This is a genomic window from Nonomuraea sp. K271 (assembly GCF_009908215.1).
Taxonomy (GTDB): domain Bacteria; phylum Actinomycetota; class Actinomycetes; order Streptosporangiales; family Streptosporangiaceae; genus Nonomuraea; species Nonomuraea longispora.
Map to the genome: position 1 here is coordinate 40171 of NZ_JAAAHR010000020.1, position 26451 is coordinate 66621.

General features: G+C 71.8%; 26 protein-coding genes. 16 read left to right on the forward strand and 10 right to left on the reverse strand.

All coding sequences use genetic code 11. From position 1 onward, the window contains the following. Positions 1–148 precede the first annotated feature (148 nt). Positions 149–568 (forward strand): hypothetical protein, encoded by a 420-nt coding sequence (locus GUY59_RS09800; protein ID WP_138199588.1) that lies wholly within the window; start codon positions 149–151, stop codon positions 566–568. Here GUY59_RS09800 and GUY59_RS09805 read toward each other — a convergent pair. The 5 genes from GUY59_RS09805 to GUY59_RS09825 are packed head-to-tail and all read right to left on the reverse strand — an operon-like array spanning position 478 to position 5737. Continuing rightward, a complete protein-coding gene (locus GUY59_RS09805; RefSeq protein WP_171055324.1) occupies positions 478–1446 on the reverse strand; it encodes an oligopeptide/dipeptide ABC transporter ATP-binding protein in 969 nt (322 codons plus the stop codon). The two genes, GUY59_RS09800 and GUY59_RS09805, sit on opposite strands and share 91 nt — an antisense overlap. Further along, positions 1443–2453, reverse strand: a complete 1011-nt coding sequence (locus GUY59_RS09810; protein ID WP_201760673.1) for an ABC transporter ATP-binding protein — start codon at positions 2451–2453, stop codon at positions 1443–1445. The genes GUY59_RS09805 and GUY59_RS09810 overlap by 4 nt, the downstream gene beginning before the upstream one ends. Continuing rightward, positions 2450–3289, reverse strand: coding sequence for an ABC transporter permease (locus tag GUY59_RS09815; RefSeq protein ID WP_132330154.1), 840 nt, complete (start codon positions 3287–3289; stop codon positions 2450–2452). Before GUY59_RS09815 ends, GUY59_RS09810 begins: the two co-directional genes overlap by 4 nt. Continuing rightward, complete coding sequence (locus GUY59_RS09820; RefSeq protein WP_138199587.1) at positions 3282–4274, reverse strand: ABC transporter permease; 993 nt, start codon at positions 4272–4274, stop codon at positions 3282–3284. Before GUY59_RS09820 ends, GUY59_RS09815 begins: the two co-directional genes overlap by 8 nt. Continuing rightward, a complete protein-coding gene (locus tag GUY59_RS09825; RefSeq protein ID WP_161714473.1) occupies positions 4256–5737 on the reverse strand; it encodes an ABC transporter substrate-binding protein in 1482 nt (493 codons plus the stop codon). Before GUY59_RS09825 ends, GUY59_RS09820 begins: the two co-directional genes overlap by 19 nt. Before the next feature lie 215 nt (positions 5738–5952). Here GUY59_RS09825 and GUY59_RS09830 point away from each other — a divergent pair, with 215 nt between their 5' ends. From GUY59_RS09830 to GUY59_RS09845, 4 genes are read left to right on the forward strand one after another with little or no spacing between them, the layout of a single operon-like run. After that, a complete protein-coding gene (locus GUY59_RS09830) occupies positions 5953–6651 on the forward strand; it encodes a GntR family transcriptional regulator (RefSeq protein WP_138199585.1) in 699 nt (232 codons plus the stop codon). A gap of 10 nt (positions 6652–6661) precedes the next feature. Beyond that, positions 6662–7699 carry a dipeptidase gene (locus GUY59_RS09835; RefSeq protein ID WP_161714474.1) on the forward strand — a complete coding sequence of 346 codons (1038 nt, stop codon included), beginning with the start codon at positions 6662–6664 and terminating at the stop codon, positions 7697–7699. Beyond that, positions 7696–8595, forward strand: coding sequence for a serine hydrolase (locus GUY59_RS09840; RefSeq protein ID WP_138199583.1), 900 nt, complete (start codon positions 7696–7698; stop codon positions 8593–8595). Before GUY59_RS09835 ends, GUY59_RS09840 begins: the two co-directional genes overlap by 4 nt. Then, positions 8592–9356 (forward strand): creatininase family protein, encoded by a 765-nt coding sequence (locus tag GUY59_RS09845; RefSeq protein WP_201760674.1) that lies wholly within the window; start codon positions 8592–8594, stop codon positions 9354–9356. Before GUY59_RS09840 ends, GUY59_RS09845 begins: the two co-directional genes overlap by 4 nt. Here GUY59_RS09845 and GUY59_RS09850 read toward each other — a convergent pair. Beyond that, complete coding sequence (locus GUY59_RS09850) at positions 9353–10237, reverse strand: MurR/RpiR family transcriptional regulator (RefSeq protein WP_132330144.1); 885 nt, start codon at positions 10235–10237, stop codon at positions 9353–9355. The genes GUY59_RS09845 and GUY59_RS09850 overlap by 4 nt on opposite strands. An 80-nt stretch (positions 10238–10317) precedes the next feature. Here GUY59_RS09850 and GUY59_RS09855 point away from each other — a divergent pair, with 80 nt between their 5' ends. From GUY59_RS09855 to GUY59_RS09890, 8 genes are all read left to right on the forward strand, one after another. Next, a complete protein-coding gene (locus GUY59_RS09855) occupies positions 10318–11856 on the forward strand; it encodes an ABC transporter substrate-binding protein (RefSeq protein ID WP_138199582.1) in 1539 nt (512 codons plus the stop codon). 35 nt (positions 11857–11891) lie between these two features. Beyond that, complete coding sequence (locus tag GUY59_RS09860; protein WP_330849151.1) at positions 11892–12824, forward strand: ABC transporter permease; 933 nt, start codon at positions 11892–11894, stop codon at positions 12822–12824. Beyond that, entirely contained in the window at positions 12821–13651 is an 831-nt protein-coding gene (locus tag GUY59_RS09865) for an ABC transporter permease (RefSeq protein WP_138199580.1), read from the forward strand. The genes GUY59_RS09860 and GUY59_RS09865 overlap by 4 nt, the downstream gene beginning before the upstream one ends. Beyond that, complete coding sequence (murQ, locus tag GUY59_RS09870) at positions 13648–14547, forward strand: N-acetylmuramic acid 6-phosphate etherase (RefSeq protein ID WP_138199579.1); 900 nt, start codon at positions 13648–13650, stop codon at positions 14545–14547. Before GUY59_RS09865 ends, murQ begins: the two co-directional genes overlap by 4 nt. Next, a complete protein-coding gene (locus GUY59_RS09875; RefSeq protein WP_138199578.1) occupies positions 14544–15707 on the forward strand; it encodes an anhydro-N-acetylmuramic acid kinase in 1164 nt (387 codons plus the stop codon). Before murQ ends, GUY59_RS09875 begins: the two co-directional genes overlap by 4 nt. Then, the gene (locus GUY59_RS09880; RefSeq protein ID WP_138199577.1) at positions 15704–16738 is read left to right on the forward strand and encodes a serine hydrolase domain-containing protein; all 1035 of its coding nucleotides are present in this window, start codon (positions 15704–15706) and stop codon (positions 16736–16738) included. The genes GUY59_RS09875 and GUY59_RS09880 overlap by 4 nt, the downstream gene beginning before the upstream one ends. After that, positions 16735–18327, forward strand: coding sequence for an ABC transporter ATP-binding protein (locus GUY59_RS09885; RefSeq protein ID WP_138199576.1), 1593 nt, complete (start codon positions 16735–16737; stop codon positions 18325–18327). The genes GUY59_RS09880 and GUY59_RS09885 overlap by 4 nt, the downstream gene beginning before the upstream one ends. 428 nt (positions 18328–18755) lie before the next feature. Next, on the forward strand, positions 18756–19274 hold the full coding sequence (locus GUY59_RS09890; RefSeq protein WP_138199575.1) for a peptidoglycan recognition protein family protein: 519 nt from the start codon (positions 18756–18758) through the stop codon (positions 19272–19274). A gap of 63 nt (positions 19275–19337) precedes the next feature. On the opposite strand, the gene GUY59_RS09895 is transcribed toward GUY59_RS09890, so the two are convergent. From GUY59_RS09895 to GUY59_RS09910, 4 genes are all read right to left on the reverse strand, one after another. After that, a complete protein-coding gene (locus GUY59_RS09895) occupies positions 19338–19874 on the reverse strand; it encodes an NUDIX hydrolase family protein (RefSeq protein WP_132330127.1) in 537 nt (178 codons plus the stop codon). Positions 19875–19945: 71 nt separating this feature from the next. Next, complete coding sequence (locus GUY59_RS09900) at positions 19946–20092, reverse strand: hypothetical protein (RefSeq protein ID WP_161714475.1); 147 nt, start codon at positions 20090–20092, stop codon at positions 19946–19948. A gap of 112 nt (positions 20093–20204) precedes the next feature. Then, the gene (locus GUY59_RS09905) at positions 20205–21617 is read right to left on the reverse strand and encodes a rhamnulokinase (protein ID WP_138199574.1); all 1413 of its coding nucleotides are present in this window, start codon (positions 21615–21617) and stop codon (positions 20205–20207) included. Beyond that, positions 21614–22615 carry a LacI family DNA-binding transcriptional regulator gene (locus GUY59_RS09910; RefSeq protein WP_138199573.1) on the reverse strand — a complete coding sequence of 334 codons (1002 nt, stop codon included), beginning with the start codon at positions 22613–22615 and terminating at the stop codon, positions 21614–21616. The genes GUY59_RS09905 and GUY59_RS09910 overlap by 4 nt, the downstream gene beginning before the upstream one ends. Before the next feature lie 293 nt (positions 22616–22908). Here GUY59_RS09910 and GUY59_RS09915 point away from each other — a divergent pair, with 293 nt between their 5' ends. From GUY59_RS09915 to rhaI, 3 genes are all read left to right on the forward strand, one after another. Beyond that, positions 22909–24837 carry a beta-galactosidase gene (locus tag GUY59_RS09915; RefSeq protein WP_138199572.1) on the forward strand — a complete coding sequence of 643 codons (1929 nt, stop codon included), beginning with the start codon at positions 22909–22911 and terminating at the stop codon, positions 24835–24837. Between the two features lie 128 nt (positions 24838–24965). Next, a complete protein-coding gene (locus GUY59_RS09920) occupies positions 24966–25283 on the forward strand; it encodes an L-rhamnose mutarotase (RefSeq protein WP_132330120.1) in 318 nt (105 codons plus the stop codon). A gap of 10 nt (positions 25284–25293) precedes the next feature. Continuing rightward, positions 25294–26451, forward strand: coding sequence for an L-rhamnose isomerase (gene rhaI, locus GUY59_RS09925; protein WP_138199571.1), 1158 nt, complete (start codon positions 25294–25296; stop codon positions 26449–26451).

Sequence of the window (26451 nt, forward strand, 5' to 3'; positions counted from 1 at the left end):
GGTGAATCACGCCTGTGAACCCTGTGCTGAAGAGCACACGCCGTCCATGGACCTCTGCGGGGAGCAGAACAACGTTCCGGCCGACGATGGGTCCCGTCAGCACACGACCCCCAAGGAGGGAACCACACGTACGCTCAAGCACCGGGCTGTGCGCCTGTCACTACTGGCCGGCGTGGTCGCCGGAACGTTCGCCGCGCTCCCCGGCCCGGGTCACGCCGCGGCGGGCACGTCCAGCGCCTCGGTGCAGGTGACCGGCGGCCGGTTACAACCGCGGTACACCGGCTCGGCCGACGCCAACAACGTGCTGGTCACGCTCGAGTCGCAGACCAACGCGCTGCGGGTGAGCGACTCGGTCACCATCACCCCGGGGGCCGGCTGCGTGCACGCCCCTGGCGACACCACGACCGTGCGCTGCTCGGCCGGCATAGCGGCCGGTGTCCCGGCCGGGACACCGGCCGCTATACCGGCCTGGGCGGGTCAGGCCCGCAGGTGGCAGCGGGTGAGGCCGGTCGCGGTCGGCAGGAGCTCCGGCGCCGTCTCGTCGCAGATCGGGCCGATCCGGCGGTGACAGCGCGTGTGGAAGGCGCAGCCCGGCGGCGGCTGCTCGGGTCGCGGCGGTTCCCCGTTCAGGACGATGCGCCGCGGCCGGTCCGCCCCCGAGCCGTCTGGCACGTCCGAGACGTCCGGGACCGCCGAGGCCAGAGCCTCGGTGTACGGGTGCCGCGGGTCGGCGAAGACGCTCTCCGCGTCGCCGCGCTCGACGATCTGGCCCAGGTACAGCACGTTGACCTCGTCGCAGAAGAAGCGCACGACGCCGAGGTCGTGACTGATGAAGAGGAAGGACGTGCCGGACTCCTCCTGGATGTCCTTGAGCAGGTTGAGCACCTGGGCCTGCACGGAGACGTCGAGCGCCGAGACCGGTTCGTCGGCGACGATGAGCGCGGGCCGCCCCGCGACGGCCCGCGCGATGGCCACCCGCTGGCACTGCCCGCCGGACAGCTCGTGCGCGTGCAGGTCCGCGACCCGGGCGGGCAGGCCCACCCGGTCGAGCAGGCCGTGGACCTCCTGCCTGGCCGGGCGCACGCCCTGAGCCAGGAGCGGTTCGGCGACGCATCGGTGCACGGGCAGCCGCGGGTTGAGAGAGGCCCGCGGATTCTGGAAGATCATCTGGATCGGGGCGGCGAGCCTGCGCCTGCGCCGTTCCGGCAGGCCGGCGACGCCCGTGCCCATCAGCTCCAGCTCGCCGGAGCTCGGCTGCAGCAGGCCGGCGACGATCCTGGCGAACGTCGACTTGCCGCTGCCGCTCTCGCCGACCAGCCCGACGGCCGACCCCGCCGGAACCGTCAGATCCACCCCACGCAGGGCCCGCACCTCCTGCCCGGTGCCCCGCACCCGGAACGACCGGGACAGGTTCGCGGCACGCAGGACCGGTGACGTGGCGGTCACGACTCCTCCTCGCTGGCCCGCAGGCACGCGGCGCTGACGTTCCCGCCGACGGCGCGCAACTCCGGATCGGCGGTACGGCACTGCTCGACGGCGATCGGGCACCGCGGCGCGAACCGGCACCCGGACGGCATGGACCCGATCGGCGGCACTGTGCCGGGGATGCTGGGCAGCCGCGCGAGCCGCCGGTCCGCGGTGGGACGGCAGCCGACCAGCGCCTTGGTGTAGGGATGCCGGGGCCGCCGCAGCACGTCCGCCACCGGGCCGCTCTCCACGACGCGGCCGGCGTACATCACGTACATGCGCCGGCAGGACCCGGCGACGAGGCCGAGGTCGTGGGAGATGAACAACATGGCCATCCCCCTGTCGCGCACGAGAGTCATCAGCAGGTCCATGATCTGTGCCTGGACGGTCGTGTCCAGGGCGGTGGTGGGCTCGTCGGCGATGAGCAGCCGGGGCTCGCACGACAGGGCCATGGCGATGAGCACCCGCTGGCGCATGCCGCCGGAGAGCTCGAAGGGGTAGGCCCGCGCCACCCGGTCGGGCGCGGCGACGCCGACCTCGGCCAGCAGGTCCACCACGCGGCGCCACCGCTCGCGGCGCGGCGGGCCGCCGTGCCGCCGCAGGACGTCCTCGAGCTGCCGTCCGACGGTCATGACCGGGTTCAGCGAGGTGCCGGGGTCCTGGAAGATCATGCTGATCTCGCCGCCGCGCAGCGGCCTGAGCGCTTCGGGATCGCCGAGGTCGTAGGAGCTTGCGCCGAGCCGCAGCGTGCCGGACGCGCGCAGCGCGGGCGCCAGCCGGCCCAGGGCGGCGTAGGCGGTGACGGATTTGCCCGAGCCGCTCTCCCCGACCAGGGCGACCGCCTCGCCAAGAGCGACGCGCAGGTCGAGCCCGTCGACGGCGCGGACCTGCGGATCGGCGGCCAGGCCGATCTCGACGCGGTCGAGGGCCAGCAAGGGGTCGGCCGGCGGCGTCTCGGTCATCGGGGTCATCGGGGTTTCGGTCATCGGCGTCTCCGGGGGTCGAGCGCGTCGCGGACGCCGTCGCCGGCGAAGAGCAGGGTGATGACGAGGACGGCGATCACCAGGCCGGGCGCCACGGTCAGGATCGGCAGGTCGAGGCTGTGGGCGGAGCCGTCGGCCAGCAGGTTGCCCAGCGACGCCGTGGGCGGTTGCACGCCCAGCCCGACGAAGCTCAGGCCCGCCTCCCCGATGACGGCGAAGGCGAAGATCAGCGTCAGCTGGACGGAGGTCACGCCGAGCGTGTTCGGGACGACGTGCCTGACGGCGATCCGCCACGGCGGCACGTTGCTGACGCGGGCGCTCTCGACGTACTCCTCCTGCCGGACCCGCAGCACGACGCCGCGTACGACGCGCGCGAGGTAGGGGGTGTAGCCGACCGCGAGGGCGATGACGGTGCTGCGCATCCCGGCGCCGAGCGCGGCGATCAGGCCGAGGGCGAGCACCAGCGAGGGCAGCGCCAGCCCCACGTCGATGGCGCGGGCGATCACCACGTTGGCGAACCCCCTGGCGTACCCGGCGAGCAGCCCGAGCGGGATGCCCGCCGCCGCCACCGCCGCGGTCGTCGCCAGGCTGATGAGCAGGGACGAGCGCACCGCGTGGAACAGCCGGCTTAGCTGGTCGCGGCCGAACTCGTCGGTGCCCAGCAGGTGCCCGGGCCCTGGCGGCATCAGCGTGTTGCGCAGATCCTGTGCGGCCGGGTCGTACGGAGCGAGCAGGGGAGCGGCGGCGGCCACGAGCACGAACACCGCCAGCACGGACCAGGTGATCTTCTGGGTCAGCGGCCGCAGCAGGGCGGCCACCGGGGTCGTACGCTCAGCCACGCGATCGCCTCACTCTCGGATCGACCACGGCGTAGAGGAGGTCCATCAGCAGGTTGACGGCGACGAAGACGACCACGATCACGAGGATGCACGCCTGCACCACGGGATAGTCCCGCGACAGCACCCCCTGCACGATGAGCCGGCCCATGCCGGGGAGCGCGAACGCGTTCTCCACCAGGAGCGCGCCGGCCATCAGGGCGCCGGCCTCCAGACCGAAGATCGTGAGCGTGGGCAGGAAGGCGTTGCGCAGGGCGTACCGGCCGTAGATGCGGCGCTCCGGAATCTGGAACGCGCGGGCGGTGCGCACGTAGTCGGAGGACAGCGTGTCGATCAGCCCCGCTCTGGTCGTCTCGAACACCAGGGTCGCGAACCCGGCCCCGAGGGCCAGCGCGGGCAGCAGCATGTGGCCGAGGTGCGCGCCGAGCCCTTCCGAGAGCGGCGCGTAGCCGAATGTCGGCAGCACCCCCTGGGCGACGATGATCAGCAGCAGCGCGAGCCAGAAGCTCGGCACCGCGACTCCGGTCGCGCCGGCCAGCCGGGAGAGCTTGTCGGCGATGGCGCCCTGCCGGCGGGCGGCGACCAGGCTCAGCGGGATCGCCAGCACGACCGCCAGGGTGAACGCGTACACCGACAGTTGCAACGTGATGACCAGCCGGTCGGCGAGGAGTTCGGCGACGGTGTCGTTGAGGACCAGCGAGTTGCCGAAGTCGCCGCGCACGGCGTCCGTGATCCAGTTCCAGTACTGGAGCGCGATCGGGTCGTCGAGCCCGAGCTCCCGGCGGGTGCGTTCGACCTGTTCCGGGGTGACCGAGCCGCCCGGTCCCGCGAGGATCCTGGCCGGGTCGCCGGGGATCAGCCGCATCAGCAGGAACACCACGAAGGTGGCGGCGGCGGCCACCACCGCGGCCTGCAGGACGCTGCCCGCCAGCGGCAGCACCACGCGGGGACCGAGCCGGCGTGCGCGGCTCAAGCGGACAGCCAGCATTGCGCCGCTCCGTGGGTTCCGCCGGGCGAGAAGGTGTAGCCGCCCACCTTGGGGTTCATGGCGGTCAGCGTCGAGGGCCACACGGTGAAGGCGGCGTAGGCGTTGTCGGCGACCAGGCGGGCGACGTCGTGGTACATCTCCGCCCGCAGGCCGGGGTCGTCCTCGGCGCGCGCCTTCTCCAGCAGGTCGTCGAGTTCGGGATCGTCGACTCCGGAGACGTTGAGGTCGCCCTTGCTGTGCACCAGCGGGTAGATGACCTCATCGGGGTCGACGGTGCGGGTCGTCTGGCCGCTGTTGGTCAGCGCGAAGTCGCGGCTGGTGTAGATGCGGTCGGCCCACGAGCCGAAGTCCTCCTTGTTGAGCCGCACCTTGACGCCGACCTGCTCCAGCTGCGCCGCCATCGCGTCGGCCTCCTGCGCCCACGGCGACTGCGTGAAGGCGTTGAAGGCGACCTCCGCGCCGAAGTCGTACCCGGCCCTGGCAAGGAACTTCCTGGCCTCGTCGACCGAGTACGCCTGTGCGGCGCCGCCCGACAGGTCCTCGAAGGCGGGGCCGATGGCGGGGGAGAACGGCCCGTGGGCGGCCTTGGCGTGCCCGCCGTAGATCCCCGCGGCGATCCCCTCCCTGTCGAGCGCGGCCGAGAAGCCGCGGCGCACGTCGGCGTTGTCGAACGGCTTCACCGCCTGGTTGAAGGTGAGGTAGTTGAAGGTGTTGCCGGTGTTCTCGCGCCACACGGCGTCCCTGCGCCGCTTGACCTGGCTCGCCTTGCCCGGCAGCACGTCGATCATGTCGAACTCGTCGTTGAGGAACGCCATGATCTGGGTGTTGGTGTCCGGGATGATGGTGAACGTGATGGCGTCCAGGTAGTTGTCGTCGCCCCAGTAGTCGTCGTTGCGCTCCAGGCGGATCACGTTGCCTGCCCGATATTCCTTGAACACGTACGGCCCGGTGCCGACCGAGGCGCGGAACGGATCGGACTTCGCGAACTTCGCCACGGCGACCGGTGACATCATCATCACCCGTCCTCTGCGCAGCGAGGGCAGGAACGACGCGGCCGGGCGGGACAGCCGCATCTCCACCTGGTGCCTGCCGAGGACCTTCACCGACTCCAGGAACGGCGGCAGGTTGACCCCGTCTCCCTCGGGGTCGAGCAGCCGGTCGAAGTTGGCCTTGACGGCCGCGGCGTCGAAGGGCGTGCCGTCGTGGAAGACGACGTCCCGCCGGAGGTCGAAGACGTAGCGCGTGGGGGAGACCCGGTCCCAGGCCTCGGCGAGTTGCGGGACGACCTTGCCGTCGCTCACCTCGACCAGGCCGTTGTAGGCGAGGGTGGCGATGGCCGCGGTGCCGACCGAGCCCGCCGCACTGGTGCCCATGTCGAACGCCGGCGCGATCGGCTCGGCCGTCAGCGGCAGCCGCAGGGTGCCGCCTCTGCGCGGCGGCCCGGTGGGCCCGGCGGTGTTCATGGGCGCCGAGGAGCGGCCGCCGCCGCACGCGCTCACCGCTAGCGTCGCTGCCCCGGCGAACAGCCCGCGTCTCGTCAAGGGGACCCGCGTTTCGGGGGGTGCTTTATCGCCCATTCACGTACTCCTTAACCCCCGGTTGCCTGTAAGGCTTAATGGGTAATACCTTACATACGACATGTCAATGGGAATCGAGGGCCGGATGCAAGGAGCGCCCTATGACGAGGTCGGAGCCCCTGTTCGAGTCGCTGCCCCGCCGCAACCTGCGCGACGAGGCCGCGGCGCAGCTGAGGGGCCAGATCATCGCCGGCTCTCTCACGCCCGGCGTGATCTACTCGATGTCCGCCATCGCGGCGCAGCTGGGCGTCTCGGCGACGCCCGTCCGGGAGGCCGTGCTCGAACTGGCCAAGGAAGAGCTCGTCGAGATGGTCCAGAACCGCGGCTTTCGCGTACGCGTGGCCACCGGCAAGGAGCTCGACGACATCGTCGAGATCCGGCTGACCCTGGAGGTGCCCGCGATGGGCCGGCTGGCCGACCTGCGGCCGGTGCCCGAGCTGGAGAAGCTGCGCCCGATGGCCGAAGAGCTCGTCCAGCACGCGGCGAACGGCGACATGGTGGCGTTCGTCGTGCGCGACAGCGAGTTCCACCTGTCGCTGACCGCGCTGCTCGGCAACCCGCGCTACGTCGAGCTCGTCCGGATCCTGCGCTACCAGACCCGGCTGTCGGCGCTGCCGAAGCTGCGGGGAGCCGCCTCGCTCGTGGAGTCCGCCCGCGAGCACGTACACCTGCTCGACCTGCTCGCCGCCGGCGACAGGCCGGGCGCGGAGGCACTGATGACCACGCACGTCAACCACGCCCGCGGCCTCTGGGCGGGGCGGCCGGAGGACGACGGGCGGACCGCGCCCGGCGTCCGGTAAGGAGATCTCCGTGTCGACGCAGAAGCCTGGGCCGACCACGACCGTCACCCGACCCGCACGTGCCGTCCACGACTCGGCGATCGTCGTGGACGGCACCTGTCCGGGCTACCACTGGAGGGAGCGGCTGCAGACCTGGATCGACGGGGGCGCCACCTGCTGCGTGGTCAGCTTCGTGGCGTTCGAGGACTGCCGCAGGGCGGTCTCCCTCCTCGCCGAGGCCTTCCGCTACCTGCGTGAACGCCCGGACCGGCTGGTGCTCGCGACCTCGGCCGAGCAGATCCGCCAGGCGAAGAGGGACGGCAGGCTCGCGGTGGTCCTGCACTTCCAGGGCACCCACGCGCTCGAGTACGAAGCCGACCTCGTCGAGTTGTTCTGGCGGCTCGGCGTACGGGTCGTGCAGCTCGCCTACAACCAGCGCAGTCCCGTCGGCGACGGCTGCGAGGAGCCGTCGGACGCCGGTCTCAGCTCGCTCGGCCGCACGGTCGTCGCCGAGCTCAACCGGCTGGGCATCGTCATCGACGTCTCGCACACCGGCGCCCGCACCAGCCACGAGGCCGTCGCGCTGTCCACGGCGCCGGTCGTCGCCTCCCACTCCAACCCCGCCGGGCTGCATCCCAGCTCGCGCAACATCTCCGACGCCCTGATCAGGGACCTCGCCGCGACCGGCGGGCTGGTCGGGATCAACGGCTTCCCCGGCTTCCTGTCCGCGCAGTCGCCGCCGACGCTCGACCGCTTCGTCGACGCCATCACCTACGTCGCCGACCTGGTCGGGGTCGCCCACGTCGGCATCGGGCTCGACTACACGATCCGCAACCCGCCCATGGAGCTCTACGAGCAGTACGTACGCGACGGCATCTGGTCGGCGGCCACCTACCCGCCACCCCCGTGGCACTTCCCGGCCGGGCTGGACGACGCGTCCGGCCTGCCCAACCTGACGCAGCGGCTGCTCGACCGCGGCTACACCGAGGACGAGACCCGGGCCGTTCTCGGCGGCAACTGGCTGCGCGTCTTCGACCAGGTCTGGCACGACGCAGGGAGCACGACATGACCATCGCCACCGGCGCCCTGGCCACCATCGAGCAGGCGCGCGAGACCCTGGCCGCGGCGGGCACGACCGGCGCCTTCCACGCCCGGCCCGTGGGCGGCGGCGCCGAACTCGCCCTCGACGCCGACGCCGCCCAGGTCGCCGCGTCCACGTACAAGATCGCGGTGCTGCTGGAGGTGGCCTGCCAGGCCGCGGACGGCGAGCTGTCGCTCACCCGGCGGGTGCGGGTGCCGGGCGACGTCCGCAGCCCCGGGCCGAGCGGCATCTCCACGATGCTCGACGAGGTCGAGCTGTCGGTCCGCGACCTGGCCCTGCTGATGATGCAGGTCAGCGACAACACCGCCACCGACGTGCTGCAGGAGATCGTCGGCACCGCCCGCCTCGCGGCCAGGCTCGACGCCCTCGGCGTCCGCGACACCACCGTACGCCTCGACTGCGCTGGGCTGATCGCCGAGGTCATCGACGACCTGGGCGGCGACCCGCTGAACGAGGACCGTGACGCCCTCAGGGCGGCGGTCGCCACCAGCCCCGCGCTGGCCTGTGCCACCGGCAACACCACCACGGCCCGCGACATGACGACCCTGCTGAGCCTCATCTGGCGGGACGAGGCCGGGCCGCCCGAGGCCTGCGAGGAGGTGCGGCGCGTCATGCTCCAGCAGTTCGCCCCGCACCGGCTCTCCACCGCCTACCGCGACGGCCCGAAGATCGCCGGCAAGACCGGCACCTTCTACGGCGGCGTGCGCAACGAGGTCGGCGTCGTCGACTTCGGCGGCGGCGAGGAGTACGCCGTTGCGATCTTCCTGCGCCAGCACGACTTCGACCTGCGCGACGCGAGGGCGGACGCCGCGATCGGGGCGGTCGCGCGGCTGCTCGTCGACCACCTGAGGAGCACCCGATGAACCGCACGCCGGCCCCGCGCCTGGCCGAGATGACCTGGCGGCAGGTCGAGGAGCGGATGGCCGCGGGCGCGCGGACCGCCCTGTTCGCGGCCGGTTCCACCGAGCAGCACGGCCCTCACCTGCCGCTGCTGACCGACACCATGCTCGGGGACGCCCTCGCGGCCAGGGTGGCGGAACGGCTGCCCGGCGTCGTCCTCGCCCCGACCGTCCCGTTCGGGGTTTCGACCCACCACATGGCCTTCCCCGGCACCGTCACCCTCGACGAGGCGACGTTCAAGGCCGTGATTCTGCGCTGTTGCGAGAGCCTGGCCGCCCACGGGTTCGAGACCGTACTGGTCCTGCCCAGCCACGGCGGCAACTTCGCCCCGCTGGCCGCGCTGCACGCGGAGACGCGGGGCCGGGTGGGCGGCGCGCGGCTCGTCCCGTACACCGACCTGCAGGAGTTCGTGGGGGCGCTGGCGGAGGCCGGGCGGGAGCGCGGGTTCCCGCCCGAGGTCAGCGGCTCGCACGCGGGTGAGGCCGAGACGTCGATCGTGCTCGCGCTCCGGCCCGACCTGGTCGACATGGACCGGGCCGAGGCCGGCTTCGGCGGCCGTTTCGACGAGCCGACCGCGCGCAGATTGTTCGAGCACGGCACCAGGGCGCTGTCGGAGATCGGCGTGCTGGGCGACCCCCGGCCGGCGACCGCACGGGCGGGCGAGGAGTATCTCGACCGTCTGACCGGCCTGCTGACCCGCTTCTTCCAGCCGTACGTGTCCTAGCCGGGTCTGTGGGCGGCTCGGTCGTGCACCACCGCGTACGTGTTGCGCAGCGCCTCCATCGAGGCGTCGTAGGAGGCCTGCGCGACGCCCGTGAACAGGCAGTCGACCACCATGAGCTGGGCGATGCGGCTGCCCAGCGCGCCCGAGCGGAACCTGGTCTCCCGAGCGGCCGTCGTCAGTGTCACGTCGGCCGTGCCGGCCAGCGGCGACTCGCGGAAGTTCGTGATGGCCACGGTGGAGGCGCCCGACGCGCGGGCGATCGCGAGGAACTCGATCGTGTCGGTGGTGGCGCCGGTGTGCGAGACGGCCACCGCGACGCAGGCGCCGTCCAGCGTGGCCGCCGAGGTCCAAGCCGAGTGGGCGTCGTGCCAGTTGATCGCCGTACGCCCGATGCGCGACAGCTTCTGCTGCAGGTCGAGCCCCACGAGGGCGCTGGCGCCGACGCCGAAGGTGTCGATCCTGCGGGCCCCCAGCAGCAGCGTCACCGCGTCGCCGAGCGCCTCCATGTCCATCGCGCGGGCCGTGTCGGCGATGGACAACGTCTCGTTCATCGCCACCTTGGAGACGATGCCCTCCAGGCTGTCGTGCCGGTCGATGTCGCCGGACACCTCGGGCAGGCTGGAGGTGGTCAGCTCCTCCCTGGCCACCGCCCTGGTCAGGTCGAACCTGAAGTCCTTGTAGTGCGCGTACCCCATGCGCTGGTAGAAGCGCACCACCGAGGTCGTGGAGGTCTCGCAGCGGGCGGCCAGCTCGGCGATGGACAGGTTGGCGGCGGCGGCCGGGTCGCCGGTGAACTCCTCCGCGATGCGCCGCTCCGACGGTCGCAGCGTGGGCATGGCCGCACGGATGCGGATCAGTACGGTCTCGGCGTCCTCGCCCATTGTTCCCCCCGCGAAGGAAAATTAATACCCTAATGGTAGGGTCTGCGTAATTTTATGACCTACTCCTCCGAGGAGACCACATGCCCCGTGGCGCGCTCTCCGCGGTCGGCATCGCCGCGGCGCTGTCCATCGCCCTCACCAGCTGTTCGTCCCCCTCCGCCCCCGCGGCCGGCGGCGACGCGGCCGCCAAGGGACTCGTGGTCGGCGTGACCTCCGACCCGGACACGCTCTTCCCCTGGAAGGCCACCCAGTTCCAGGCCGTCAACGTGCTGCAGAACCTGTACGGCACGCTCACGGAGTTCGACAAGGACCTCAACGTGGTGCCGGGGCTGGCCCAGTCGTGGGAGGCCTCGAAGGACGGCGAGAAGCTCACCCTCGAGCTGCGCCAGGGCGTGACCTTCGCCGACGGCAGCACGTTCGACTCCAAGGACGTCAAGGCGTCGCTGGAGAGGCTCATGGACGAGAAGACGGCGGCCGTGGCCAGGGCGTCGTTGGCGTCGGTGAAGTCCGTCGAGGCGCCCGACGCGAACACCGTGGTGCTGGAGCTGACCGGCCCCGACGCGGCGCTGCCCGCCAACCTCGCCACCGTCAACATGGCCATGCTCTCTTCCGACGACACCGAGCAGGAGCTCACCATCACCCCCAACGGCACGGGTCCGTTCAGGCTGAGCAAGCGGGTGGCCAGCCAGTCGCTGACGCTTGCCAGGAACGACACGTACTGGGGCCCCGAGAAGCCGCAGGTCCCGACGGTCGAGTTCCGGGTGATCCCCGACGAGTCGTCCATCGTGTCGGCGATGCAGTCGGGCAACGTGCAGCTCGCGGTCTTCGACGACCCGCTCGTCGCCCAGACCGCCGAGAGCGGCGGCACCATCACGGTCGCCAAGACGCCGCAGCTCAACTACCACGTCCTCCAGCTCAACGGCCGCCACGGCGAGCTCAAGGACGTCAACGTGCGGCTGGCGATCCAGTGCGCCATCGACCGCAAGCAGGTGCTCGACACGGCCGCGCTCGGCGAGGGCGAGGTGACCGGCCCGATCACCGCGCCGGCCTACAGGTCGGACCCGTCCAAGCGCCCCTGCCCCACCCGCGACCTGGCCAAGGCGGCCGGCTATCTCGCCAAGGCCGGCAAGTCCGGCGGGGTGACCGTCAAGACCATCGTCTCCCAGGGCGAGTACGCCACCTCCGTCAACGAGGCCCAGAACCTCAAGGCGCAGCTCGCCGAGGCCAAGATCAACCTGGAGCTGGAGGTGCTGGAGTCGGGCGCGTTCGTGGACCGATGGGTGGCGGCCGACTTCGACGCCGCCGTCGCGCTCAACGGCGGCCGCCCCGACCCCGACGGCTCCTACGGCCGCTACTTCACCAGCGACGGCAACCTCAACAAGGTCGCCGGCTACAGCTCGCCCGAACTGGACAAGCTGTTCGCCGAGGGCAAGGCCACCACCGACCAGGCCGCCCGCAAGCCGATCTACGACCAGGTCGCCGCCCACCTGGAGGACAACGCCGCCTGGATCTGGTTGTTCGCCGGCTACACCTACACCGCGACCACGGCGAACGTGCAGGGCTTCGTACCCATGGCCAGCGGCTCGCTGCAGTACCTGCGCACCACGTCCGTCAGCTGATGCGCCGGATCGCAGGCAACCGCGCCGTCCGGCGCGTGGCGAGCACACTGGGCACCCTGTTCGGGGTGGCCGTGTTCGTGTTCGTCATGCTCCGGGCGATCCCCGGCAACCAGATCACGGCAGGGCTCGGCACCGAGGCCGCGGCGCTCACCCCGGCGCAGAAGCAGGCGCTCGAACAGTACTACGGCCTCGACCAGCCGCTGGTCACGCAGTTCTTCGCCTGGCTCGGCAACATGGTCACCGGGAACTTCGGCTACTCGGCGCGCTCCCAGCAGAGCGTGCTCGACCTGACCCTGCACGCGCTGCCGGTGACGTTCGAGCTGGCGGTGTTCTCGATCGTGCTGGCCCTGCTGATCGGGGTGCCGCTCGGCATGCTCTCGGCGTCGAGGGCCAACGCGCCCAGGGACGCCTTCGGCCAGGTCGTGAGCCTGGCCGGGCTGTCGATCCCCGCGTTCCTGCTGGCCACCACGCTGCTGTCGATCTTCGCGGCGTCGTTCGGGTTCAACCCCAACGGGCAGGGCTTCGCCACGCTCGTCGAGGACCCGCTGCTCAACCTGCAGCAGATGTTCCTGCCCGCGCTCGTCCTCGGCTTCGGCATCGCGGCGCCGATCCTGCGCACCACCCGCACGGCGGTGCTCGAGGTGCGCTCGCACGACTTCGTGCGCACCGCCCGCGCCAAGGGCGTGCCGGAGCGGCGGCTGCAGGTCAGGCACGTGCTCGGCAACGCGCTCGTGCCCATCGTGACCATGACGGGCCTGCAGTTCGGCTACCTGCTCGGCGGCGCGGTGGTGGTCGAGCAGATCTTCTCCGTGCCGGGCATCGGCAGGCAGGTGCTGCTGGGCATCCAGCAGAAGGAGTACGCGGTCGTGCAGAGCACCGTGCTCGTGATCGCGCTGGCGTTCGTCGTCGTCAACCTGCTGACCGACGCCCTCTACCGGATCATCGACCCCCGGGTGAGGGCGTCATGACCGCGCTGCTGCGGCGCAGCCCCGCCGGGCTCGCGGGCGTCGCCATCCTCGTGCTGCTGGCCGCCGTGGCGGTGCTGTCGTACGCCGGGCTGCTGCCGTACGACCCGATCGCCCAGCACCCGCCCTCGCGCTTCCGCGCGCCGTCGGGCGAGCACCTGTTCGGCACCGACCAGTTCGGCAGGGACGTCTTCTCCCGCGTGGCGGCCGGCGTGGGCAACTCCGCGTTCGTCGCGGTCGTGGCGGTGGCGTTCGCGACCGTGGTGGGCACGCTGGGCGGGCTCGTGTCCGGCTTCTACAGGGGCGTCGCCGACGGCGCGATCGGCGGCGTCACGAACGTGTTGTTCGCGTTCCCGCCGCTGCTGCTGGCGCTGTCGCTGGCCTCGGTGCTGGACCGCAACCGGTTCACCATCGCCGTGGCCATCGCCATCGTGTACGTGCCCATCTTCATCCGCGTCACCCGCGGCCCCGTGTTGTCGCTGAGGGAGATCGAGTACGTCAAGGCGGCCGTCTCGACCGGCCTGAGCCGCTGGCAGATCATGCTGCGCCACGTGCTGCCCAACATCACCTCGATCGTCGTCGTCCAGGTCGCGCTCTCCCTGTCGTGGGCCGTGCTCACCGAGGCGTCGCTGAGCTTCCTCGGCCTGGGCACGCCGCCGCCGGCGCCGTCGCTCGGGTCCATGATCTACGAGGCGCGCAGCCTGGTGTTCATCGCTCCCTGGACCCTGATCGCGCCGGGCGCGGTCGTGGTCCTGCTCGTGGTGGGGCTGAACCTGCTCGGCGACGGCCTGCGTGACACTCTCGACCCGCGAAACCGAGGCAAGCGGTGAACTTCTCACACCTGACGACGGAAACGGCCGACCCCCGGTTCGCCGGCATCGACACGATGAGCGTGGGCGAACTGGCCGCGACCATGAACGCGGCCGACGCCGCCGTCCCCGCAGCGGTCGCCGGGGCGCTGCCGCAGATCACGGAGGCGATCGAGGCCACCTCCGAACGGGTGCGGGCGGGTGGCCGGCTCGTGTACGTCGGCGCGGGCACCCCCGGGCGGCTCGGCGTGCTGGACGCGTCCGAGTGCCCGCCCACGTTCGGCACGCCGCCCGAGCAGGTCTTCGCGATCATCGCCGGCGGTGAGAGCGCGATCGTGTCGCCCCGCGAAGGGGCCGAGGACGACGAGAGGGCCGGGGCGGCGGCCGTCGACGCGGCCGGCGTCGGGCCGCTCGACACCGTGGTGGGCATCGCGTCCAGCGGGCGCACCCCGTACGTGCTGGCCGCCGTGCGGCGGGCCCGCGAACTCGGCGCGCTGACCGTGGGGCTGTCGTGCAACGCGGGCACGCCCCTGAGCGCGGCCGCCGCCCACGCCGTCGAGGTGCTCGTCGGGCCCGAGGTGGTCAGCGGGTCGACCAGGCTCAAGGCGGGCACGGCGCAGAAGCTCGTGCTCAACATGTTCTCGACGATCGTCATGGTGCGGCTCGGCAAGACGTACGGCAACCTGATGGTCGACGTGAAGGCGACCAACGGCAAGCTGCGTGAGCGGGCCGTGCGCATCGTGCGCGCGATCACGGGCGCCGGGCGTGAGGAGGCGCTGGCCGTGCTGGACGCCAACGGCTTCAATGTGAAACAGGCGGTCGTCGCCGCCCGCTTCGGCCTGGCACCGTGCGACGCGGCGGCCCGGCTGGCCGGAGCCGGCGGCAGGCTGCGCGAGGCGCTGGAGGAGCGGGCATGAAGGTTCTCGGGATGATCTCCGGCACGTCTCACGACGGGATCGACGTGGCCGTGGTCGACTTCGCCCTGGCGGACGGCGTGCTCCGCGGCCGGGTCGGGCACACGGCGAGCACGCCGTACCCGGAGGAGCTGCGCGCCCGGCTGATCGCGGCGCTGCCGCCCGCGCCCACCACCCTGGCCGAGATGTGCGAGCTCGACACCCATATCGGGCAGTGCTTCGCCGAGGCCGCCGCCGCGGCGATCGCCGAGGGCGGCCCCGCCGACCTGATCGTGTCGCACGGGCAGACCGTCTTCCACTGGGTCGAGAGGACGCACGCGCGCGGCACGCTGCAGATCGGCCAGCCGGCCTGGATCGCCGAGCGCACGGGCACACCCGTGCTGTCCGACGTGCGCGTCAGGGACATCACCGCCGGCGGGCACGGCGCCCCGCTCGTGTCGGTGCTGGACGGGCTGCTGCTCGGCGCGTACGAAGGCGGCGCGGGCGCGCTCAACCTCGGCGGCATCGCCAACATGACCGTGGTACGCGGGAACGAGCTGTACGCCTACGACATCGGCCCGGCCAACGCGCTCATCGACGCCGTGGTGACGGGCCGGGCGCTGAACGCCCGCGGCTTCGACGAGGACGGCCGGATCGCGGCCTCGGGGCGGGTGTCGCCGCCGCTGCTGGAGGCGCTGCTCGACGAGCCTTACTACCGGCTGGCACCGCCCAAGAGCACCGGCAAGGAGCTGTTCCACCCCGGCTACGTCGACGAGGCGCTGGCCAGGGCGGGCGGCGAGGTGGGCGACGCCGACCTGGTCGCCACGCTCACCGAGCTGACCGTGCGCACGGTCGCCGGCGACGTGCGGAAGGCCGGGGTGCGCACGCTGGTCGTCTCCGGCGGTGGCTGCCGCAACCCGGTGATCATGGACGGGCTGCGTTCGGCGCTGCCCGCCGTGGACGTACGCCCCTCCGACGACCTCGGCGCGCCCGCCGACGACAAGGAGGCCATCGCGTTCGCCCTCATCGGCTGGCTGAGCGCGCACGGACTGCCGGGCACCGTGCCCGGCGGGACCGGCGCGCGGGCCGCCCGCGTCCTCGGCACGTTGACTCCGGGCGCGGGCCCGCTCGTGCTGCCCGCGCCGCTCGCGGGAGCGCCCACGTCGCTGGTGCTGACGCGATGAAGGCCCCGCCCGGCATGGTCAAGGCCGCGCGCACGCCCTGGTTCGACCTGACCGAGTGCACCGGCCACCGCACCGTGCGCTGGATCGACGGCGAGCGCGAGGGCGTCGCGGCGATGACCCTGGACACCTACCACGACCTCGCCTCCGTCACCAAGGTCGTGGCGACGACGACGGCGCTCATCCGCCTGGTGTCCGATCGGCTCGTGGACCTCGACGCGCCGCTCAGCGCGTACCTGCCGCGGTCGTACGAGGCGATCACCGTACGCGACCTGCTGCTGCACCGGGGCGGCCTGTGGGAGTGGTGGCCGCTCTACATCCAGCCGCAGCTGCCGCCCCCGCGCTACCGGCCCGGCCGCGCACGGCACTACTCCGACCTCGGCTTCGTCCTGCTCGGCCGGATCATCTCCGCCGTCACGGGGCTGCGCCTGGAACGGGCCGTGGCCGAGCTGGTCACCAGGCCGCTCGGTCTCACCAAGACCACGTACGCCCGCCCGGCCGGCGCCGAGGCCGCCATGAGCGCCCTGGACGACCGGGTCGAGATGCGCATGCTGGACACGGGCGAGCCGTACCCCGTGCCGTACCGCAGCGGCGACTTCGCCCGCTGGCGCCGCGAGCCCGTGCTCGGGCAGGTCGCCGACGGCAACGCCTACCACGCCTTCGACGGGGTCTCCGGGCACGCCGGGCTCTTCTCGACCGTGCCCGACCTGCTGAGGTACGCCACCGCGATGTCCCGCTACGAGGAGCACGACCGGCTGTGGCGGCCCGAGGCGGCCCGGGAGTTCTTCGCCGCCGGACCCGACCCGGCCCAGGCCCTGGGCTTTCGCAGGTACGACCTGGCGCTCGCCGGCGAGACGGTCACCGTGCTCGGCCATCCCGGCTACGTGGGCTGCGCCGTCGGCTTCGTACCGGGCCGCGACATCGCCCTCGTGCTGGCGAGCAACCGTCTGCTCGTCGAGGGCACGCCGGCGCCGACCGAGGCGCTATGGGCCGACCTGCTGCAGGCCACCACCGAACGATCGAGGACCGTATGAGCCCGCTCCTGGAGATCCGCGACCTCTCGGTCGCCTTCCGCACCCGGCGGCAGGACGTCACCGTCGTCAAGAACGTCTCGATGGAGATCCTGCCCGGCCAGACCGTGGCGGTCGTCGGCGAGTCGGGCTCGGGCAAGTCCACCACGGCGGCCGCGGTCAACAGGCTGCTGCCCGGCAACGGTCGCATCACCGGCGGCCAGGTGCTCTTCGAGGGCCGTGACCTGGCCACGGCGAGCGAGCGCGAGATGACGGCGATCCGCGGGGCGGGCATCGGCCTGGTCCCGCAGGACCCGATGTCGAACCTCAACCCGCTCATGCGCATCGGCGACCAGATCGCCGAGGCCCTGGAGGTGCACGGCGTCGCCACGGGAAAGGCGGCCCGCGCCCGTGTGGTCGAGCTGCTGGACATGGCCGGCATCACCGACCCGGAGCGGCGGATCGGGCAGTATCCGCACGAGTTCTCCGGCGGCATGCGGCAGCGCGCGCTGATCGCCATGGGGCTGGCCTGCCGGCCCAGGCTGCTCATCGCCGACGAACCGACCTCCGCGCTCGACGTCACCGTACAGCGGCGCATCCTCGACCAGCTCGCGCGGCTCACCGCCGACATGGGCACGGCGGTCTTCCTCATCACCCACGACCTGGCGCTGGCCGCCGAGCGGGCCGACGTGGTGGCCGTCATGTACCAGGGCGAGATCGTCGAGACCGGGCCCGCCGCCGCCATCCTCGCCGAGCCCGGTCACGAGTACACCAGGCGCCTGCTGAAGGCGGTGCCGAGCCTGTCGTCGGTGCGCCTGCTCGAACCGCCGCGCGCCTCCGACGACCTGGTCGTCGTCGAGGACCTGCGCAAGGTCTACCCGCTCAGGGGCACCGGCGAGCAGATCACCGCGGTCGACGCGGTCTCCTTCACCATCCCTCGAGGCAGCACCGTCTCCATCGTGGGGGAGTCCGGCTCGGGCAAGTCGACCACCGCCAACCTGCTGCTCGGCCTCGACGACCTCACCTCGGGCCGCATCCGCTTCGACGGCACGGACGTGACCGCGCTGGGCGGGCGGGAGCTGTTCGCCTTCCGCAGGCGGGTCCAACCGGTCTTCCAGAACCCGTACGCCTCACTCGACCCCCGCTACACCGTCGGCAAGTCGGTCGCCGAGCCGCTGCGCGTGCACCGCGTCGGCACGGCGGCCGAACGCAGGAGGACGGCGGCCGAACTGCTGGAGAAGGTGTCGCTGCCGGCGTCGACGGCCGGGCGGCTGCCCCATGAGCTGTCCGGGGGCCAGCGCCAGCGGGTGGCCATCGCCAGGGCCCTCGCCCTCGCGCCGGAGCTGGTCGTGCTCGACGAGGCCGTCTCCGCGCTCGACGTGCTCGTTCAGGCGCAGATCCTGGAACTGCTCGCCGGCCTGCAGCGGGAGCTGGGGCTGAGCTACCTGTTCATCAGCCACGACCTGGCAGTCGTACGGATGATCTCGCACGCCGTGCACGTCATGCGTGAGGGACGGATCGTGGAAAGCGGCACCGCCGAGGAGATCTTCGACCATCCGTCGGACGACTACACCCGCGAACTGCTCGCCGCGATCCCGGGCACCCTCGCCTGAACCACAGCGGAAACGTGAAGATCCTCCCGGCGCCGGCTTCGACCTGCACGGCCGGTGCCTGCGCGTCCTGTTCTGCGCCGACCTGTGGTACTCGGCGAGCCTGGCGGGGCACGACGGGCTCGACGCGGTCCTGGTGCCCGCCTTCTCCGCACGGCCCGCGTTTTCCGCTGGGGCCTTCGCGGCTTCGGCACACCGGTGCCGCCGGAAGCCGCGAGGCAGGCGCCACGCCGGAAAGAACGACGAAAATCGGCGGAAGCCGGGAGCTCATGGCTCGAGTCCGTCGATCGATGTGTTTGTCTCGCGTTACCTGGGAAACGGCAGGCAACCGTCACCCCCGCGGCAGACCACTGTGGTCACGTTGTGTGATTTGCTCATGACACAAAGTTGGCGGGGTGATGGCTAGAGTATGCCGTTCAGGAGAGGAACCCATGAATTTGATCACCCGTGCCGAGTGGCACGCCAAGAAGCCGACGAGCGAGTACACCCGCCTGGAGTCGACCAAGGGGGTGAAGATCCACTACACCGGCGGTAAGGTGCCGGCCGACCTGGCCGAGTCCGCCAACCATGACAAGTGCGGCGATCTGGTGAGAGACATCCAGAAGATGCACATGTCGGGCGGCCGTGGCGAGACCTACATCGACATCGGCTACAGCATGGTGTGCTGCCCCCACCGCTACACGTTCATGGGCCGCGGCCCGCACGCGCTGCCCGCCGCCAACGGCGCGGGCCTCAACTCCGGCCACTACGCGGTGCTCGCGCTGGTCGGCAGCTCGGGGCTGACCGAGCCCAACGACGACCTGCTCCACGCCCTCGTCGACGCCATCGAACACCTGCGCGAGCACGGCGACGCCGGCAACGAGGTCAAGGGCCACCGTGACGGCTTCGCCACCTCGTGCCCCGGCGACCCGCTCTACGACTGGGTACGCCGGGGCGCCGAGCGGCCCTGAACTCGGCCCTGTATTCGGCCCTGTATTCGGCCCTGTGTTCGACTCCGGGCAGGCGACCTCCGCTCAGGTCAGGCAGCCGACGTGGGCGAGCGCCTGCTTCAGCAGCACGCCCTGCCCGCCGGGCATTTCCTGCTGCACCATCGGCGACGCCGCCTCCTCCGGGGTGAACCACACCAGGTCGAGGGCGTCCTGCCGGGGCCGGCAGTCCCCCGCCACGGGCACGATGTAGGCCAGCGACACCGCGTGCTGGCGCGGGTCGTGGTAGGGGGTGACGCCGGGCGTGGGGAAATACTCCGCGACCGTGAACGGCTGCGGCGAGGCCGGGATCCTCGGCAGCGCCACGGGGCCGAGGTCCTTCTCCAGGTGGCGCATGAGCGCGTCACGGATGCGCTCGTGGAGCAGCACCCGCCCCGAAACCAGTGCCCTGCTGACGGTCCCGTCCCCGGCTATGCGCAGCAGCAGGCCGACGTGAGTCACCACGCCGGCGTCGTCGACGCGCACAGGCACGGCGTCGATGTAGAGGACGGGCAGCTGGCCGCGCACCGACTCCAGTTCTTCGGGAGCGAGCCATCCAGGCGTGGTTTCGGTCTTTTCGGTCATCTGCTGATCGTACGTCGCCCTCCGGCGGCAGGCAGCCGGACCCCGGCCAAGACCTGCGGCCGGCATCCGCCTCACACGCGGCCGCGTACCGGCCCGCCCCCGTCATGCCCGAACGCGGCAGGGCGGGCCGGAAACGACCTGCTCACCAGCCAGGACGCCGTACACACCATCAGGACGACGCCCATGAACGGCAGGTATTCGACGACTTTCCGCTTCATCCGCAGCTCACGCTCCGCTCTCCATGCCGCGCTCCGCACACCTGATGTTCCCCGGACCGACTCGTGCCCTGCCCGGCGAGGACGGAAACCGGAAAACGCAGGTCAGGACGGTTCAGAAGACGCGGGCCGCGGCCTCGTCCCAGAGCCGGGCATCGCCCGACGGCTCGTAGCGGCGCAGCGGCTGGGAGGAGGCGACCAGCGAGCGCATCTCCTCCAGACCGGGCACCAGCCCGGCCGCGCGCGCCTGCACCAGGACGTTGCCGAGCGTGGTCGCCTCCGCCGGGCCCGCCACCACCGGCAGCCCGCAGGCGTCGGCGGTGAGCCGGCACAACAACTCGTTGTACGACCCGCCGCCCACCAGGTGCACGACCTCGACGTCGCGCCCCGACAGCTCCATCGCCTGGCGCACGGCCCGCCGGTGCCCGAGCGCCAGGCTCTCCAGCACGCAGCGCGTGTAGGCGGCGGGCGAGGCGGGAGGCCGCTGGCCCCTGCGGCGGCACTCGGCCGCGATCCTGGCCGGCATGTCGCCCGGCGGCAGGAACACCGGCTCGTCGGGGTTGACCACGGCGGCGAACGGCCGCTCGGCCGCCGCGGCCTTGAGCAGCTCGCCCAGGTCGGAGCCGGGCCAGGCGCGCATGCACTCCTGGAGCAGCCACAGGCCCATGACGTTGCGCAGGTAGCGGACGGTGCCGTCGATGCCGGCCTCGTTGGTGAAGTTCGCGGCCCGGCTCTGCGGCGTGAGCACGGGGCCGGGCAGCTCCACGCCGGCCAGCGACCACGTGCCGCACGAGATGTAGGCGAAGGCCGGCCCCGACGCGGGCACCGCCGCGACCGCCGAGGCCGTGTCGTGCGAGCCCACCGCCCTCACGGGGGCCGACCAGCCGATCTCCCCGGCCACGTCGCGCCGCAGCCCGCCGATCGGCTCGCCGGGCTGCCGCAGCGGCGGGAAGAGGCGGGCGGGCAGCCCGAGCCGCTCGATCAGGGGCCATGCCCACGACCTGGTGCGCACGTCGAGCAGCCCCGTCGTCGAGGCGTTGGTGACCTCCGCGCCCAGCTCGCCGGTGAGCCAGTAGCCGATCAGGTCGGGGATCAGCACCATCGTCGCGGCGCCGTCGAGCCGGTCCGCCAGCAACTGGTAGAGGGTGTTGAACGGCAGCACCTGCAGGCCCGACACGTCGTACAGTGCCTCGGCGCCCACCAGGGCGGCCACCCGCTCGGGCACGCCCCGCGTGCGGTCGTCGCGGTAGTGCACCGGGTTGCCGATCAGCCCGCCCGATTCGTCGAGCAGCCCGTAGTCGACCGCCCACGAGTCCACGCCGACGGAGGAGACGGGTCCGGCGGCGCGCAGTCCCGCCAGGATCTCCCGGTAGATGCCGAGGATGTCCCAGTGGAGCCGGTCCGCCACGCGCACCGGGCCGTTGGCGAACCGGTGCGCCTCGGTCAGGCTCAGCCCGTCGGACAGGTCGGCCAGCATCACCCGGCCGCTGGAGGCGCCCAGGTCGACGGCGGCGAAACGGTGGCTCACTGCGTGGACTCCCTGGCGACGAGCTCGGGCTGGAACATGATGTGCTGGTGCGCGTGCGTCTCCGGGTTGTCGCACTCGTCGAGCAGCAGCTCGGTGGCGATACGGCCGAGCTGGTAGGTCGGCTGGCGCATCGAGCTGAGCGAGACGGTCGAGGCGGCGGCGAAGTCGATGTCGTCGTAGCCGATGAGCGCGACGTCCTCGGGCACCCGCACCCCGCTCCGCAGCAGGGCCCGCAGCACGCCGAGGGCCAGCAGGTCGTTGGCGCAGAAGACGGACTCGGGCAGGCCGCTCGCGATCAGGTCGGCGGCCGCCTTCTCGCCCGCGCGGGCGGTCATCGTCATCGACTCGATCACCCGCAGGCCGGCGGGGTCGAGCCCGGCGGCGCGCATCGCGGCCCTCGCACCCTCCTGGCGTTCCACGCACTGCCGGATGGTCAGCGGGCCGGTCACGTAGGCGACGCTGGCCGCGCCCTGGGCCAGCAGGTGGGCGACCGCGGCCCGGCCGCCGCCGACGTCGTCCACGGCCACCGCGCACTGGTCCGGCCGGTGCGCGGGGTGGTCGACGAGCACCACGCTGATGCCGTGTTCGCGCAGCCGGTCGAGCCGCGCGGGGTCCTCGCCCGACGGGGTGATCAGGACGCCGCGTACGCGATGCTCGGCCAGCACCCGCAGGTTGCGGTCCTCCTTGTCCTGCGAGCCGGCCGAGTTGCCGAGGATCACGGCGTAGCCCAGCTCGCTGGCGACGTCCTCGACCCCGGCGGCGACCTCGGTGAAGAAAGGGTTGCCGATGTCGATCACGCTCAGGCCGATCGTCCTGCTGTGCCCGGCGCGCAGCGTCGAGGCGGAGCCGTGGCGGACGAACCCGAGCTCGCTGATGGCCGCCTCCACCCGCTCCCTGGTGGCGGGCGCGACTTTTCCTGGCCGGTTCAGTACGTTGGAGACCGTGCCGGGGGAGACGCCGGCGTGCGCGGCGACGTCCTTGATGCTGACCATGGCCATGGGCCCTCATTAAAACGTACTAACGATTCTCACGCCAGCTCGCGACGCCGGTTGCCACGGCGATCCGCGTTGACACTGCCGTCCAGGGAACCCTAACCTCCCGCGCAGGAAGTAAAACGTTCTATTAGAGGTGCGCCTGTGAGCCGGGCCGGCCACCGACGCGCAGACGACATCCTGCAGGTGCCTGCCCGGCGACCCAGGGCTTGTGCCGTACGCCGCGGAACGTTTTAATCCCTCCGTGAACCTGGCGTCACCAGCTGTGAGCGCTAACAGCAACTCGAAAGGCAGGCTTCATGCCGGATGTCATCGCTTACGGCGGGGACTGGAATCCCGAGCAGTGGCCCGAGGAGACCTGGGAGCAGGACCTCGCGCTGATGCGCGAGGCCGGCGTCAACCGGGTCAGCGTGGGCGTCTTCTCCTGGTCGCTGCTGGAGCCCGTCGAAGGCGTGTTCGACTTCGCCTGGTTCGACCGTGTCATGGACCTGCTGGCCGCCAACGGGATCGCGGCCAACCTGGCCACGCCGACCGCCTCCCCTCCGCCCTGGTTCGGCGACGCCTATCCCGAGGCGCTGCCGGTGGACTCCGCCGGCCGGCGGCTGCACCACGGCAGCAGGCAGGGCTTCTGCCCCAGCTCGCCGATCTACCGCGAGAAGGCGCTGCGCATCACGGAGCAGGTGGCCACCCGCTACCGCGACCATCCGGCCCTGGCCCTGTGGCACGTGCACAACGAGTACGGATGCCACAACGCCCGCTGCTACTGCGACACCTCGGCCGCCGCGTTCCGTGCCTGGCTGCGCTCCCACTACGCCTCACTGGAGGCGCTCAACGACGCCTGGGGCACCGCGTTCTGGTCCCAGCACTACAGCGAGTGGGCGCAGATCCTGCCGCCGCGTGACACCCCGAGCCTCCCCAACCCCGGACAGCAGCTCGACTTCCGCAGGTTCAGCTCCGACGCGCTCGTCGAGCTCTACATCGCCGAACGCGACCTGCTGCGGGAGCTGAGCCCGGGCGTGCGCGCGACCACCAACCTCATGGCGGGCGCCCACTGGGACATGGACTGCTGGGCCTTCGCCGCCGAGCTCGACGTCGTCTCCACCGACCACTACCTGATCGGCGCCCGCGAGGAACCCCACATCGACCTGGCCTTCGCCGCCGACTACGCGCGCTCGCTCAACGGCGGCCGCCCCTGGCTGCTGATGGAGCACTCGACCAGCGCGGTCAACTGGCAGCCGCGCAACCGCGCCAAGGCCCCCGGCGAGCTGCGCCGCAACTCGCTGGCCCACCTGGCCAGGGGCGCCGACGGGATCATGTTCTTCCAGTGGCGGGCCTCGCGCGCCGGCGCCGAGAAGTGGCACTCGGCGATGCTCCCGCACGCCGGCGTCGACACCAAGGTCTGGCGCGAGGTGAGCGCGCTCGGGGCCGAACTCGCCGGGCTCGCCGAGGTGGCGGGCAGCAGGGTCAAGGCCGACGCCGCCATCCTGATCGACCACTCCAGCGTGTGGGCGCAGGACCATCCCGCCCAGCCCTCGTCCGAGCTCGACCCGGTGGAGGAGGCCAAGCGCTGGCACGCCGCGTTGTGGCGGGCCGGACTCACCTGCGACCTGGCGCACCCCGAGGGCGACCTGACGGGCTACCGCCTGGTCCTGGTCCCCGCGCTCTACCTGGTGAGCGACTCGGGGGCGGCCAACCTGGAAGGGTTCGTACGGGCGGGCGGCGTGACGCTCGTCGGCCCGTACAGCGGGATCGTCGACGAGCACGACAGGGTGCGCCTCGGCGGCTACCCGGGGGCGTGGCGAGACCTGCTGGGCGTCACCGTCGAGGAGTTCTTCCCTCTGGACGGCCCGATCTCGCTGGCCTCGGGCGGGTCGGGCGGCGTGTGGAGCGAGCTCGCGCACGCCACCGGCGCGAAGGTGCTCGACACGTACGCCACCGGAGAGCCCGCCTGGACCCGCAACGTGTGGGGCGAGGGCGCCGCCCACTACCTGACCACGAGACTCGACGACGGCGCGCTGGCCGAGGTGATCGCCGCGGTCTGCGCCGAGGCCGAGGTCAGGCCGCCCGCGACGTGCCCGCCGGGGGTCGAGGTCGTGCGGCGCTCCCACCCCGGGGGCCGCTCCCACCTGTTCGCGATCAACCACACGGCCGAGGACGCCGTCGTGACCACGGCGTCGGGCGAATCCGTCACCGTGGCGGCCGGTGACGTCCGCGTGGTCACCGGCTGAGTCGCGCCGTGCGGTCCCGGCGTCCCACCTGCGCCGGGACAGCGGGAGGGCCGGGTGCGCATTGACAGCGGGCAGCTGGAAATCATAGTTTCCTGGCGAAACATTAAAACGTTTTGAGGGGAGTGCCGGTGCAACGCGTCTGCTTCCTGCTGAAAGTCCGCCCCGAGCGGCTGGCGGAATATCGCGAGCGCCACCGCGAGGTCTGGCCGGAGATGCGAGAGGCGCTGTCGCGCACCGGCTGGCACAACTACTCGCTCTTCCTCAGGGACGACGGCCTGCTCGTGGGCTATCTGGAGACCGAGGACTTCGAGGCCGCCCAGAAGGCCATGGCCGAGACCGAGGTCAACGCCCGCTGGCAGGCGGAGATGGCGCCGTTCTTCGAGGACCTCGACGGCCGCCCCGACGAGGGCATGAAACCGCTGACCGAAGTCTTCCACCTGGACTGATCGGGGAGTAATGACTGACATCAAGGCCGTGCTGCGGGCGCAGCACATCGAGACACCCTCCTGGGCGTACGGCAACAGCGGCACCAGGTTCAAGGTGTTCGCCCAGAAGGGGGTGCCGCGCGACCCGTACGAGAAGCTCGCCGACGCCGCCCAGGTGCACGCCCACACCGGCATCGCCCCCACGGTCGCCCTGCACATCCCGTGGGACAGGGTGGACGACTACGCCGACCTCGCCCGGCACGCCCGCGAACTGGGCGTCGGCATCGGAGCCATCAACTCCAACGTCTTCCAGGACGACGACTACATGCTCGGCAGCGTCACCCACCCGTCGGCGCGGGTGCGCCGCAAGGCCACCGACCACCTGCTCGAGTGCGTCGACATCATGGACGCCACCGGTTCCGGCACCCTCAAGCTGTGGTTCTCCGACGGCCTCAACTACCCGGGCCAGGACGACCTCAGGGCCCGCCAGGGCCGCCTGGCCGAGGCGCTGGCCGAGGTCTACGGGCGGCTCGGCGACGGCCAGCGGTTCCTGCTGGAGTACAAACTGTTCGAGCCGGCCTTCTACGCCACCGACGTGCCCGACTGGGGCACCGCGTACGCCCACTGCGTCAGGCTCGGCCCCAAGGCGCAGGTGGTCGTGGACACCGGCCATCACGCGCCGGGCGTCAACATCGAGTTCATCGTGGCGTTCCTGCTGCGCGAGGGCAAGCTCGGCGGCTTCGACTTCAACTCCCGCTTCTACGCCGACGACGACCTCATGGTGGGCGCCGCCGACCCGTTCCAGCTGTTCCGCATCATGTACGAGGTCGTCGGCGGCGGCGGGCTCGACCCCGAGGCGGGCGTGGCGTTCATGCTCGACCAGTGCCACAACATCGAGCCCAAGATCCCGGGCCAGATCCGCTCGGTCATGAACGTGCAGGAGGCCACCGCCAAGGCGCTGCTGGTGGACCGCGACGCGCTGTCGGCGGCGCAGGCCGAGGGCGACGTGCTGGGCGCCAACGCCGTGTTCATGGACGCCTACAACACGGACGTGCGCCCGCTGCTGGCACAGTTGAGGGAGGAGATGGGCCTCGCGCCCGACCCGATGGCCGCGTACGCCGGGTCCGGATACTTCGAGAAGATCGCCGCCGAGCGCGTCGGCGGTCAGCAGGCCGGCTGGGGGGCCTGA